Genomic DNA, 13,994 nt, shown 5'->3' with positions numbered 1-13,994 from the left:
CGCTCAACTCCGCGACACAACTCGTATTAAAAATCAAACACCACATTAACCCGGAACCCTTTGTTAAACTCAAAAACCGGGTTGCCAGACACCGGGTCGGTTTCCGCGTGCTGCGAGATCTGATTCAAATACCCCAGTTCCAGCTTGAAATGGTCCCGGAACTGGTAGCCCAAACCGCCCAGAATCCGGTTTTGGTTGAAAATATTGACTCCCGCATTTTTACCAAAACTGATGAATAGCTCATCGAAAAACGTCAGGTAAAATTCATTGTCGTCGATGGTGACCCCTTGCAGGGGCAATTCGACGGCAATTTGATACCGCACCCGGTTTTCGTAGTCCCAGCCGCTGATGCGCCGGGAACCGGTTTCGGCAATCTGACTGAGCCAACGCTCCTCGAACCGAAATCGGTGGGAAAGAAGCAACCGGCCCACGGTGTCGTTCACTTGAATGTCCTGATACAGCCGGTGTTCCGGCGTAGGTACACCCTGGTCGGCCACCGGGTGATCGCCGTAGGGAAACGTTACAAAATGGGTGTAACCACCTCCGAGCTGGACTTTGTCGGTCAGCTTGTAATTCGCTCCCAGCCGCGCTAGCGACTGTTGCCAGGTTTTCACATATTGGATGCGACGCCATTGATATTCCGTGTGGAGCGACCACTTTTCACTCAGCTTGTGATCGCCGGTATAAACAAACCAACCGATGGGGTTGCGATCGATGATGCGCTTCTGTTGACCAAAACTGACAATCGATACCAGCCAGAATACCGATACCCACCCAAGCGTTCGTAGACTCATCTTTGTAGAACCAATCCGAAGCCATAAAGGCTGAGCCATTCAGTAGGATTAAAAAGTAAAGAGCTGTTTCGCAAAGTAACGCGGAGAAGGGGTTTAAACTCCGCTCCACTCTGCGAAACAGCCTGGTTTTTGAATCCGGTTACTGGTACGTTATTTGTGGTAACACTGAGTATAAGGAGTTCTTTTTTTCGCCTTGGCAACGAACGTTAAATGGATTCACTTTTTGGACTGGTAGGGAGGGAGATCAATAGCGGTTTTTACTCAGATTTTTGCCTGATTTCTACCGAATGATAGATTACTAAGTAAAAACATGCATTTTTTTGGTAACAATCGGCTCTGAACGTAAATTGAGTTGTTTTTTGGTACAAATGCGATAGTGGTTGGGATAATTGCGACACTCTTTTTGGAAAAGGCCCCCTACATTTGCTTCAAACAGCATTTCCATCGGCCATAGACAACAAAACACACACCTGGGACGAAAGCGAATGGCTGTTTCGAAAGCCGATACTAAAATGACAACCGGGCTGTCAGGAGTCCGCTGTGACTGGGAATGATTGAAACGTACCATAAAGTTGCTTTTGCTAACCCGTTTCCGGGCTTACGAAGTTTCGAGCCGGAAGACTCCCGGCTGTTCTTTGGACGTGAGAACCAGATTCACGATTTAAAGGAGCGGCTGGCGGATGCGCATTTTTTAGCCATTGTGGGTTCGTCCGGAAGCGGAAAATCGTCGCTGGTCAAAGCCGGTCTGGTTCCGCAACTGCTGACGAGTAATCTGCCGTCGGCTCCGTTTAAAACCTGGCAGGTCGTTTCATTCAATCCCGAAGCAACGCCGAACCGGAATTTTGCCCTTGCGCTTCACCAGACTTTTGCCCGGCAAAACCGCCCGTTTGCCGAACAGTTTTCACCGGAAGAGGTAGAAACGTGGCTGCGAACCGAGCCTGAAACCCTGCTGGACTGGTGTGAAAACGCAAACCTGCTGCTCGTGATCGATCAGTTTGAGGACGTGTTTCGCTACCAATCGACCGACGACGGCCACGAAGAAGTGGCGGGGTTCATCAACCTGATTCTGGCGTTGAGCCGCCGGCAGAATGACTCGGTGTATGTTGTATTGACGATGCGCTCCGATTACCTCGATGACTGCACGGATTATGAAGGGCTGACGGAAGCCATCAACCACGGCTCGTATCTGTTGCCCAAGATGAACAGGGACGAAATCCGGAAGGCCATCGTGACGCCGATTCAGGTGATGGGGGCCGGTATTTCCGAAGAACTTACCGCCCGGCTGCTCACCGACCTTGGAAACCGGGCCGATCAATTGCCGATCCTGCAACACGCGCTCATGCGAACGTGGAACTACTGGCAGCTCAACCGCAATACCGATAATCCCATCGATCTGTCTGACTACGAAGCCATTGGCACAATGCAGAAGGCCATTACGGTACACGCCGAGGAGGTGTACGGGAATTTGCCCGATGAAAAAAGCCAGTTGGCCACCGAAAAGCTGTTCAAAGCCCTGATCGTGCTGGGAGCGGGCAACACGAGCGTAATCCGGCCCATTCCCGTGAGGACCATCAGCGAGATTTCGGGGGTCAATCCATACCTGTTGATCGATGTTCTGAACCGGTTTCGGGAGCGGGATGTCGCCTTTTTAACGCCGTCGATTGCCCTGCACGCCGACCCCGATCTGATCATCGACATTAGCCATGAGCGGTTGATGATTTTGTGGGAACGGCTGCAAACCTGGGTTAAGGAGGAAACCGATTCGGCTAAATTTTACAAGCAGGTGAGCCAGTCGGCGACGCTGTATCACGAAGGAAAAACCGGGTTGTGGGTCAACCCCGAATTGCAGATTGGCCTGAAGTGGCTGGTCGAAAACCGCCCGACACCCGCCTGGGCCAACCGCTACGATCCGTATCTTGAACGGGCGGTTAACTTTCTGGAATACAGTCGGAACCAATACGAATTTGAAATCCGCAACAAGGAAGAACGGCAGAAACGGGAGCTGAAACGGGCGCGGTTTTTTGCGGCTTTTCTGGGCGTGGGTGCGTTGATCTCGCTTTTTTTTCTGATTGTTTCGGCGGTTTTGCGCACCGAAGCCCTCCAGAGCGAAGAAACGGCGATTGCCGAGAAAAAGATTGCCCTTTTTGAGCGAAACCGCGCCGAAGCCCAGACCCGTGAAGCCATCACGCAGAAGAAAATCGCCGAACAGCAGGAAATCATGGCCGAGCAGCAGAAGCGATTGACCGAAGAACAGCGGGTGATTGCCGTCCGTGGACAGCAAACCGTTGAACTGAAACGGCAGGAGGCCGAAACCGCCCGCCAATTGGCCGTGGCCCAGACCCAACGCGCCGAAGAAGCCCGAAATGATGCGCAGCGGCAACGCCAGCAGGCGGAGGAAGCCCGGAAAGAAGCGGAACAGCAAAAAAGCCGGGCGGAAGGCTCGCAGAAAGAAGCCGAATCGCAGCGATCCGTGGCGCAGACGGCCCAGCAATTTGCCGAACAGCAACGCGGAAAGGCCGTGGCCCGGACAGTGGCGATTCAGTCGTATCAACTCAACGAAAACACGCAGGATGATCTGCCGGCTTTGCTGGCGCTGGAAGCCTATCGCCTGAATGTGAAGAACGGCGGTTTGCCCGATAATCCGGACATTTTCAATGCCTTATCCAAATCGTCGGACGCCAATACCGTGCTGCGCCCTCATGCCGATGTGGTACGAACGGTGGCAATGCAACCCGGTACTAACGGATCACTCATGGCAACGGGGAGCGACGACGGTACGGTGAAACTGTGGGCAACCGGCGATGCGAATCGTGTACCTGTGTCTCTGAAAACACCCCGCCGGAACGCCAATGGCGTCCGGGCCGTGGCCGTTAGTCCGGATGGGAAAACCGTGTTTGGCGGCAGTGAGAACGGCTGGCTGTACGGCTGGAATATCGAAAAACCGGAGGCCATGCCATCGGCAATCAAAGCTCATGCAGTTCCGGTGCTGGCGTTGTTGCCGGCCGATGGCTTATCCCGGCTGATCTCGGTCAGTGGCGACGGGCAGGTTCGGAGCTGGAAACCGGCGGCCAACCGGCTCGATTCGTTGCAGAACAACCGTTCCGGTTTTGCGATCTACTGCGCCCGGCTCACCCGCGACGGCAAACGGCTGGTGTGTGGTTCGAACAACGGGCAGATTCTGAGTTTCGACGCAGCGGATCTGACGAAAAAACCGGAAGTGATTGCCCGTCGGCAGTTTGGCAACCGGGTGACGGCCTTGGCCTTTAGCCCGGACGGAACGCAGCTTTTGACCGGCACCTCGACCGGCCTGCTCTATGCCTGGAAACTAACCGGAAATGCCCCCGAAGCGGTGGGAAACCTCCTGTCGGGGCGGCATTCGTCTACGGTCAGCGACATTGTTTTCTCGCCCAACGGCAAACTGGTGGCCAGCAGCAGCGCCGACTGGTCGATACACATTTGGGATTACAACAATTTGATCAAACAGCAGCAACCCATCGTCATCAACGATTTCGACTCGTGGGTGATGGCTATTCGGTTCAGCAATGACGGCAAACGGTTGATTGCCTGCGGGGCCGACCGGACGGTGCGCATCCGTAACATCGATCCGGCGGATTTGTATGCCGAACTGGCCCGGAAAGTAAAGCGCAACCTGAGCACAGAAGAGTGGGAGAAGTACATCGGGAAGGATATTCCCTACGAAAAAACGAAGCCTGATTAACCGTACATGACTAAATTTTACCCGATTGGTTTGATACTGAGTTTTTTGCTGCTGGGATGGGCTCGGCTGCCGACCTTTGCGCAGGCCAACTGCGACGAATCGGCTGTGATCCCGGAAGCTGAAAAACGGTATGCGACCGGTAACTTCGATGAGGTGTTTGCGCTCCTGAATCCCTGCGTCGAGAAGGGGTTCAGCGAATATGCCCGTGTGCAGGCCTACAAGATTCTGTCGATGACTTACCTGGCGATTGATTCCCTGCCGCAAAGTGCGCGGTCGATCAGCCAGCTTCTGACGCTCAATCCGAAATTTGAACCCGATTTTTCGGCGTCTCCGCGCTACAAAACGCTTTTTCAGCAGGTGCGGGAATCGAAAGAGCAGATTTTACAGGTAACGTCAGTTTCCAAAAAAGCGGAAAATCTGTTGTATGTACCGGCCACGGTGGCGGTATTGAACAGCAAGGATTTTGCCCAGCGGGGCTACAAGTCACTGGAGGATATTCTGCACGATCTGCCCGGTTTTGACGTCATTCGGGGCAACGGCATCGGCTCGACCAATTTCTACCAGCGGGGCTATCGCTCCACGTCCAACGACCGGACGCTGATTCTGATCGATGGGGTGGAGGAGAATGACCTGGTTTCGAACACGGTTTTGATCGCTCCGCAGTATCCCTTGTCGGACATTGAACGGGTGGAGGTCATCTACGGCCCGGCTTCGACGCTGTACGGGGCCAATGCATTCATGGGCGTCATTAACATCATCACCAAAAATTTCCGGAATCTGCCGGGACCGGCCAAACAGGTGGCGTTCAACGGTCACGCCCGGTCGGGCGCGCTCGGCCGGAATCAGGTCGATGGCGTGCTGACGGCCAAAAACGCCGACGTCGCCCTGTCGGTCACGGGCCGCGTTTACCAATCCGGCGAACGCGATTTGTCGGACTACCCGGAATGGAATTTTGATGCCCGGACAGCGGGGGATTACACCGGCCAATTTGACCAGCTTGGCACCGACGCCAGCGGTAATTACCGGGCGCAGCAGTACCTCCAGCGAACGAACCTGACCAAACTCTATCCAAACAGTAACCTATATAAAGTGGATTACGCCCCGGATGGCAAGGCTACGGCCCTGCGCCTGACACCCGAAGGGGCTCAACGAGCCGCCCGGTTGGATAACAATCTGTTTGGCAACACCCTGAACGGCAATGCAGTAGGGTTCAGTAATACCAAACGCGACTGGTTTTTTCGGGGAAAACTGGAGTTCAAAGACCTGACCATTTCGTTTCTAAATTGGAAAACCGACGAAAGCGGAACGCCCTGGTATACCAATAAATCCACGATTTCGACGGAGAAAAACCCGCGTTGGGTGACGCAGGACCGGGCGTTTTCGATTACCTACAACAAGGCGTTCAGTGATAAATTTCAGATCATGAACATCTCGTCGTACCTCCTGCACGAGATCAAGGGCACAACGAACCTGGTGACTTACAACGGCTATTACAATGGGCGACTCGGTTTTCTGGAACTGGAAAAAGACTCGATTCCGAAGGCGACAGCCACGTATCAATACCGCATTTCGACCCAGTTTCGGAACGAACTCCGGTTGTTCTGGAGTCCTTTATACAACCTCGACGTCAGCGGGGGGATTGAATTGCGAAGCGGGTTGATTCAGGGCAATTACATCACCTCGACGCTGATGTTTGCCGACGAAACCGGCTCGGTGGCCAATGCGTCCGGACTGGCGGGGGGCAACAACTTCAAAGCCAACGACATCGGGGTGTATTCGCAGGTCACCTACCGACCACTCAAAGACCTGAAACTGGTGGGCGGTTTACGGGTCGATAACAACCGGATTCGGAGCAACGGGGGCTACGGCACCGTGGCAACGCCCCGGCTGGCGGCTATTTATAACCGGGGCAAAGTGATTTTCAAGGCCATTTATGCCGAAGCCTTCAAGGATGCGTCGTTTTTGCAGAAATACGGCACCACGGCTACCCGTCGGTTGCCGAACCCGACGCTACTGCCCGAACGGGTGAACAACCTGGAAATGAGCGCGTACCTCCAGGCCACGAAGCAGATGTCGTTCAATGTGGTCGGTTATTTTGCCAACTACAGCAACGCCGTCGGAACGGCCCAGGTCATGCAGGAAAATGGCAGCATGACGCAGCAGTTTCAGGGCATTGGCCGACGCCGGATCTGGGGGTTGCAGGGCGAAGGCAGCTACCGGTCTGCCAAACTGAACATCTGGTGGAATTTTACGTACACCAACCCGTATGACGAAGATGCCAAACTCCGCATCAGCGACATCGCCGATTTTATGACCAACGCCGGTGCCGATTACCAGTTGACGCCCCGGCTGAGTTTTTACCTGGCGGGCAACTACGTCAGTGCGAGAAAAACCGGTGCGGGAACGGCGGGCAGCAACAACCCATCCCGGCGTTTCGACCCGTTTCTGGTACTCAAATCGAACCTTACCTACCATAATTTGCTGAATGGCTTGTCGCTGCAACTGTCGGTGAACAACCTGCTCAACAAGGAATACTTTGTTCCGGGAATCCGGGAAGCCGATAATTTTACGTACGCTTCCCGTTTCCTGATGGATCGCCGGATTCTGTCGCTGGCGGTTTTTTACACCCTTAAACCCAAGGAGTCGGGCCCTGTGACATGGAATCAATGATTGCTGAAAAGTACTGTCTGGAAAAGGTAACGTATCCGGATCGGATGGACGAAATTGGTGTGCTTCGCGTGCGGGCCTGGATCAACGAACCGGGTGCCAATCCCCTTTTCTTTTCCAATCGAACCTGGATCGAACCTCTCGACCAAACGGCTTACCACTGGGTCATTACCCGGAACGGCGTCATTGTGGCGGCTGCCCGGATGAACATTCACGAAACCATCGAAACCGCTCCGTATTCGTTTCTGCTGCCCAAAAACGAAAGCCGCTTTCGGTTTGAAAATCAGACCATTGCGTCGTTCAGTCGGATGGTGATTGACCCCCAGTTTCGCGGAAACGGGTTTGCCGAACAACTGGACCGGGCGCGCATCCGGATGGCCGAAAAGAAAAAGGTCGATGTGATTGTGGCTTCAACGCAGCTCAACTTTCGGATCCGAGCCTTGACGAAGCTGGGTTTTTCGACGGTTTGCGAATTGCGGAACGCCCCCGAACGACCCGACTGGCCTCTGTTTTTCATGCAGTACGATCTTAAAAAACAATTCGCGGATGTTCCGGCGGGACTCAGTCTATAGATTTCTCAACCTCCAGTCGGGCGAAGGCAAAACGGTGTTGCTGTTCGTCGTTTACTCCCTGCTGATGGGAGGAGCGGTCGCCCTGTTTTTCGCCAGTACCACCTCCCTTTTTCTGGTCAATTTCGAGCGTAATCAATTGCCGATGGCCTTCATTGCCAGTGGATCGCTGGTCTATGTCCTCGGCCTGGGCGTACGCTACCTCCGCCGAAAAGCGTCTTTCCTGCGCGTCAATGGCTATTTGCTGGCGTTCATGCTCCTGTCCGTTGCTGGTTTGCTGCTGGCCGCCAGCAGCCTGAATAACAAGTGGGTCTATTTTGTGCTCTACCTCTGGAACCGCGTCTTCGTTTTCATCCACGGCATCACGTTCTGGGCCACTGCCGGGCGCGTTTTCAATTTTGGCCAAAGCAAACGACTGCTCAGTTTCATTACGACGGGTGACGTCATTGCGTCGATCCTGAGTTATTTATCGGTACCGCTTCTGCTGACGTTCGTTTCAACCGACGATTTGCTGGTGCTGGCGCTGGTGTTGCTGGTGCTCTGCGCCTTGTTGATGACCTACATCTACAAACGCTTCCAGCCAAAGCTGACAACGGCCCCGCCTTCACTCGTTGCCGCAACTCAGCCGGTCGAAACCGGTGCGATGGCGAGCAAATCGTATGAGTCGATGCTGGCAATCATTGCGTTGCTCACGGTTTTTGGCCTGATTTACGTCGAATTCATGTTCACGATTCTGTCGAAAGAGATTTTCCCCAACAAGGAACTGCTCGCCGGTTTTCTGGGTATGTTTTTTGGAATCTGTGCCGTGATTGAATTGATTATCAAGTCATTCCTGTATAACCGGCTAATCAGTGCGTATTCCATTCGGGCCGGTATTGTGATCTTGCCCATTGCTTTGCTCGTCAGTTACACCGTTGGGGCGGTTTATGGCACCGTGTACGGAACGACCTCCCTGTTTTTTGCGCTGATTGCCCTGAGTCGCTTTTTTCTGAGTTCAGTACGGAGGTCGATCAGCGAACCGGCTTTCCAGGTGCTGTTTCAACCCATACCGTCGGCCGAACGGACGCTGATCCAAAGCCGCATCGAGGGTGGTCCCAAGGCCCTGGGAAGTATTTTGCCGGGCATTTTACTGCTGATTCTGACCAGTTTCAGCGCCATTACGCTCGTTCATTTGAGCTATCTGCTTCTGGTCATTCTGGTTTTTTGGGCGGTGGTTTCTTTCCGGATTCAATCCGAATACCGGGCGACTCTGAATGCCGCCGTAATTCGGTCGGCGACGCTGGCGTATAAAAATACCATTGATCACACGACGATTCGTCCCAAAGCCGAACGATCGCTCAGTTCGGCTCAGGCGTTCTCCAGCATGGTACGGCTGGCCGAATCGGACAACCCCGACGACCGGGCGCTGGCGGCTACGGAGTTGGGCTATTCGGGGCGGTATTATGCCTACACCCACTTACAGACACTGTTGTACGACGAAAATCCGACCGTCCGGAAGGCGGCTTTGCTGGCTTCGGGGGCGTTGCGGAAACCGGAATTGTGGCCACGTCTCTTCGAACACCTGCTCGATGAATCCTACCGCGACACGGCGACCTCCGCGATTTTATCGGTTGGCGACGCTGTGATTCCGTCGCTGGCCCGGTTTTTCAATCAGGCCAATTTGTCCGGAAAACAGCAGGCTCACATCGTTGGGATGATCAACGAGATGGGGGGCGACGCGGCTTTGCGGTTTTTGCGGGCGCGGATCAACCACCCCGTTCAGGTCGTGCGCGACAAAGTGTTTGAAGGACTGAATCACCTGAATCACCGCGCCACCGTGCTGGAACGGCCCCACGTGCTGCTGCAACTCGACGAGCAGGTGGGCTTGCTGGTCTGGTTAACAGCGGCCCGGCTAGATCTGGACTCGTATCCCCGGAATGCGCCGATCATCAATGCGTTGCGGGACGAAAAAAACCGGATCGTTCCTACCGTTTTCAACCTGCTGGCCACCCTCTACGGCGACAACCGCTTCGATCTGATCAGCCAGTTGATCACACAAAAAAACGACGAAATCAAAGGCTATCTGATCGAATTGCTCAGTACGGCTTTGCCCGAAGAGGTGAAAGGCAGCGTGTTACCGCTCTTTTCGGACATCTCGTTCGCCGAGCGACTGCGGAGAAGCGCGGTCAATCACCCGCAGCAACAGTTGTCGGTAGAAGCCCGGCTACACGACATCATCAACAAGGATTTCAACAAGATTACGCCGGAACTCAAAGCCGTCGTCCTTCGCGAACTGTTGGTCTGGCACGAAACTGATCCGACGACCATTTTGGTGGCCAACGTCTCGTCACCGGAGGAGCGGATCGCCGAAACTGCGTTCTTTGTCCTGAAAGAACTGAATCCGACCCGGTTTGGGGAGTTGCACCGGATGTTGCTGCTACAGCCCGATTCAGAACGCTGCCGTCTTGCCAGTCGGGTAGCCGGTTTTCGGTCGCAAGCCGAGCTGTTAATAAGCCGGAACGAAGCCGTTGCGGTGGAGGAAGTGAGTGTACATTAATGGTGTCAATAGCTGGAAACAATGAGTCGGTTTGTGTCATGCCTTTGTGGGATTGCCCTGTTCATGCTGGTAAACGCCGGGATGGCGGTAGGACAGCCCGGCGGGGCGGATGAAGGCGTGCCGCCGACGCGACTGTATTTGCCCGACCAATACAACGCGAACGGGCAAAATTTTGCCGTAACGCAGGATCGGCGGGGCGTCATTTACGTCGGCAATTTCGCCGGGGTGCTCGAATACGACGGATTGAACTGGCGGACGATCCCGACCACCAACATCACGAAAGTGTCGGCGTTGCTGCGGGCCAAAAACGGCACCATTTACGTAGGAGCCAATGGCGAATTTGGCGTTCTGAAAGCCGACAGCACCGGAACGCTCGGGTTTGTCAGTCTGAGTCAGCGGGTCAAAAGCCGGTTTGATGAGGTGCTGTCGGTGCTCGAAATGCCGGATGGAATCTACTTCATTTGCCAAAACCGGGTATTTCGCTGGAACGGAAAAACCGTCAACGAGTGGGCCGTGGAGCAGGCGGTTCTGTCGGCGTTTGAGGTCAATCAATCACTCTATCTGTTTCGGAAACAAAGCGGATTAGGCGTGTTTCGGAACGGTTCGATCGCGCCGGTCCGCCAGAACGGAAACGTGCCGGTGCTGTTTGACTTGCTTGATATCTTGCCTTTGAGTAAGGATCAGTCGCTGCTAATCACCAGCAACCAGGGCCTTTTTCAGTTGTCCAACAACACCATCGACGTTTTCAGCAGTCCGGTCAACGCTTTTCTTTCGGCCCATCAGGCCACCAGTGGCGCGGTGTTGAATGATCGTAGCCTGGCCATCAGTACCTTGCGGGGTGGCATATTGATCCTGAATCCCGATGGGCAGCTCAAACAGACCATTCGGGGCATCGAAGGGCTGACCGACCAGCTCGTCAATGCGATGTTTACCGACCGCGAAGGGACCGTCTGGCTGGCGCTCAACAACGGTCTGGCGCAGATGGAGGTACCTTCGCAACTGACTCTGTTCGGCACATCGTCGCGGCTGACGGGCGAAATCATGGACATCCGTCGGATGGGGGGCACGGTTTATCTGGCTGCGGTGAATGGTCTTTTTCAATTGACCAACGCGGCCGTTCGCCCGGTGCCGGGCCTGAACATGAGCTGTTTTTCGCTGGCCGAAGCCGCCGGTTCGCTTTTAATCGCCACCAGCAAAGGCGTTTATCAACTGACCGGTAGCCAAACGCAGGCTTTGACGCAATCGTACGCACTTAGTCTTGCCGTGTCTCGAAAAGACCCGTCGCGTCTGTACGTCGGAACGGAAAACGGTGCGGGTATTCTCACGGTTTCCCGCGAAAGACCGGCGTCCTATCGGTCCATTTCCGATTTTTCCGAGCGTGTGGTCGGCATCCACGAAGACCCATCCGGCACGGTTTGGCTCGAAACGCTGACGGCGGGTTTACACCGGTTGACCGCTACGACCAACGGGGTTCAGGTGGTAGAAAGTCAGCAGGGGTTGCCCACCTTGATTTACAACCGCGTTGCGGTTACGACGCAGGGCGTGCTGGTTTTCAACGAAAAAGGCATTTATCGGTACAATCCGCAGCAAAACCGCTTTGCCGCCTACAATCCGTTTGGTACGGAAAAACCAGGGACGGCGTATTGGAAAAATAACCTGATGGAAGACCGGAGCGGGAACCTCTGGACGGTGGAAGGCGACAAAAAACGCGTGACGCTGTATCAAAAACAGGGCAGCGGTTTTACTGAATTTACGACGCCATTTCTGCCGATTTCCACCTCGCCGGTCAACGTCATTTACCTGGATCAGCAGGGGCTGGTGTGGTTTGGCGGGCGCGATGGCGTGATTCGGTACAATGCCGCCATTGCCAGAAAATACGAATTGCCGTATCAGGCTCTGATTCGGAAAGTCCAGACGCTGGATGAGAAAAACCAGTTCAGTGACGTGAGCTTTGAGTATTCGGCGGCCAGTTTTCCAATTGCAAAAGGACTGACTTTTCAATACCGGCTCGAAAATTACGACAAAGCCTGGTCGGACTGGACGTCGGAAAGCAAGAAAGAATACACCAACCTGCCGCCGGGCAACTACGTGTTTCGGGTGCGCGCCCGGAATATTTATGAAACCCCGAGTCGAGAAGCGACCTATTCCTTCCGGGTCTTTCCGCCCTGGTATGGTCGTTGGTGGGTGATCACGCTATTTGTTCTGGCTGCCGGTTTGCTCATTTACCTCCTGGTGCGTTGGCGACTGAAGGTGCTGATGCGGGAAAAACAGGCGCTGGAAACGCTGATTCAGGAGCGGACGGAAGAGGTGGTCAGCCAGAAATCGGAGCTGGAAAAGCAGTCGGAAGAACTGGCGATCAAGAACGACCAGCTCGAAAAAATCGACCTCATTGTGCAGTCGATCAATGCCGAAATCGACTTCGCCAATCTCTTCCAGACCATTCTAACGAAGTTTTCGGTGATCCGGAACATGACGAGCGCGAGCTTTCTGGTGTATGACAAACCGACGAATTCATACCTCTTCAAAGCGCTGCGGAGTAATCTGGAGTTGTCGCACGTGGCGTCGGTTGGGCTCACGCGCGAACAGGCCGAAAACCGCTACCTGTCGCAAACCGTCGAAGTATTCGAAGACATTTACCTGAAAAATGACGTTTACTACGAACCGCTGAACAATCCGATCGATGATCTGGATACGCCCAAGTCGTTAATTACCATTGTGATCGAGAACAAAGGCCACATCGAAGGGTTCATTACGCTCGAAAACACCACCCGGTCGGGCGCGTTCGACCAGCGCGACATCAGCATGATCGGGAATCTGCGGGAACACCTGATTGCCGCTTTCATCAAAACCCGGCTGCTGGAGAATCTCGAAAATACCCTGCACGACCTCCGAAACACGCAGCACGAACTGATCCGTCAGGAGCGGCTGGCGTCGGTTGGTCAACTGACCAAAGGCATTGTGGATCGGATTTTGAATCCGCTCAATTACGTTAGCAATTTCTCCCAGTTGTCGGAAGAAATCATCCACGAATTTGCCGACCGGCTTAAAAAGGAGCAGGACGTGCTCAGCGCCGATGTGCGGGACGACATCATGGATGATCTGGACGTGTTGAAGATGAATCTGGCTAAAATTCAGGAACACAGCGCCAGTACGACCCGGATTCTGAAAGACATGCAGGTATTGCTGCGGGAAAAATCCCGGGATTTTCAGGACACCGATCTCAATCAGTTTGTCGAAACCAAAGCCCGGGTTGCGTTACACGAAATGAAAGGCGATTACCCGGATTTTGCCATCAATCTGGTGCTGAATCTGGACAAAAAGCCCGTCCGAACCAGCCTGCTACCGAACGAATTCGGGCAGGTGGTTCAGAACATTGTGAGCAATTCGTATTATACCCTGTTTGAAAAGAGCAAGCTGACCAAAGACTTCATGCCCGAAGTACGGATTGTTACCAGTCGGGTTGATGACCACGTTATTGTACGCATTCGGGACAACGGCAAAGGCATCCCGCAGCGGGAAATTGCCAACCTTTTCAATCCGTTTTTTACCACCAAACCCACCTCCAAAGGCACCGGCCTCGGCCTGTTCATGACCAAAGACATTGTGCAACTCCACCGGGGGAAAATCGAAATCAGCTCGAAAGAAGGCGAGTACACCGAGATTCAGATGACGCTGCCGGTTTTGGGTGACTAACGTATGGTGGCGGTTTT

At 54.1% G+C, this 13,994-nt stretch carries 6 protein-coding genes; 5 read left to right on the top strand and 1 reads right to left on the bottom strand.

What is annotated here, in order from left to right:
- Nucleotides 1-26 precede the first annotated feature (26 nt).
- Nucleotides 27-794 carry a DUF2490 domain-containing protein gene (locus tag F0P93_RS25340; RefSeq protein WP_150880516.1) on the bottom strand — a complete coding sequence of 256 codons (768 nt, stop codon included), beginning with the start codon at nucleotides 792-794 and terminating at the stop codon, nucleotides 27-29.
- A gap of 550 nt (nucleotides 795-1,344) precedes the next feature.
- On the opposite strand from F0P93_RS25340, the gene F0P93_RS25335 reads away from it, so the two are divergent.
- From F0P93_RS25335 to F0P93_RS25315, 5 genes are read left to right on the top strand one after another with little or no spacing between them, the layout of a single operon-like run.
- Entirely contained in the window at nucleotides 1,345-4,512 is a 3,168-nt protein-coding gene (locus F0P93_RS25335; protein WP_150880515.1) for a WD40 repeat domain-containing protein, read from the top strand.
- A gap of 6 nt (nucleotides 4,513-4,518) precedes the next feature.
- Nucleotides 4,519-7,182, top strand: coding sequence for a TonB-dependent receptor plug domain-containing protein (locus F0P93_RS25330; protein WP_150880514.1), 2,664 nt, complete (start codon nucleotides 4,519-4,521; stop codon nucleotides 7,180-7,182).
- Nucleotides 7,179-7,751: a GNAT family N-acetyltransferase gene (locus tag F0P93_RS25325; RefSeq protein WP_191908916.1), complete on the top strand. Its 573-nt coding sequence runs from the start codon at nucleotides 7,179-7,181 to the stop codon at nucleotides 7,749-7,751. The genes F0P93_RS25330 and F0P93_RS25325 overlap by 4 nt, the downstream gene beginning before the upstream one ends.
- Nucleotides 7,726-10,284, top strand: a complete 2,559-nt coding sequence (locus F0P93_RS25320; protein ID WP_150880512.1) for a HEAT repeat domain-containing protein — start codon at nucleotides 7,726-7,728, stop codon at nucleotides 10,282-10,284. The genes F0P93_RS25325 and F0P93_RS25320 overlap by 26 nt, the downstream gene beginning before the upstream one ends.
- Before the next feature lie 21 nt (nucleotides 10,285-10,305).
- Nucleotides 10,306-13,977: a sensor histidine kinase gene (locus F0P93_RS25315; protein ID WP_150880511.1), complete on the top strand. Its 3,672-nt coding sequence runs from the start codon at nucleotides 10,306-10,308 to the stop codon at nucleotides 13,975-13,977.
- The last annotated feature ends 17 nt before the right edge of the window (nucleotides 13,978-13,994 follow it).

This window comes from Larkinella humicola, from assembly GCF_008727875.1.
Taxonomy (GTDB): domain Bacteria; phylum Bacteroidota; class Bacteroidia; order Cytophagales; family Spirosomataceae; genus Larkinella; species Larkinella humicola.
Note: the sequence above shows the minus strand (reverse complement) of the source record. Positions and strands in the feature narration are given on the sequence as shown.

Excerpts from the sequence above, each read along its gene's own strand:
- F0P93_RS25330 (WP_150880514.1), top strand. The coding sequence starts at position 4,519 with ATGACTAAATTTTACCCGATTGGTTTGATACTGAGTTTTTTGCTGCTG.
- F0P93_RS25335 (WP_150880515.1), top strand. The coding sequence starts at position 1,345 with ATGATTGAAACGTACCATAAAGTTGCTTTTGCTAACCCGTTTCCGGGC.
- F0P93_RS25320 (WP_150880512.1), top strand. The coding sequence starts at position 7,726 with ATGTTCCGGCGGGACTCAGTCTATAGATTTCTCAACCTCCAGTCGGGC.
- F0P93_RS25325 (WP_191908916.1), top strand. The coding sequence starts at position 7,179 with ATGATTGCTGAAAAGTACTGTCTGGAAAAGGTAACGTATCCGGATCGG.
- F0P93_RS25315 (WP_150880511.1), top strand. The coding sequence starts at position 10,306 with ATGAGTCGGTTTGTGTCATGCCTTTGTGGGATTGCCCTGTTCATGCTG.
- F0P93_RS25340 (WP_150880516.1), bottom strand. The coding sequence starts at position 794 with ATGAGTCTACGAACGCTTGGGTGGGTATCGGTATTCTGGCTGGTATCG.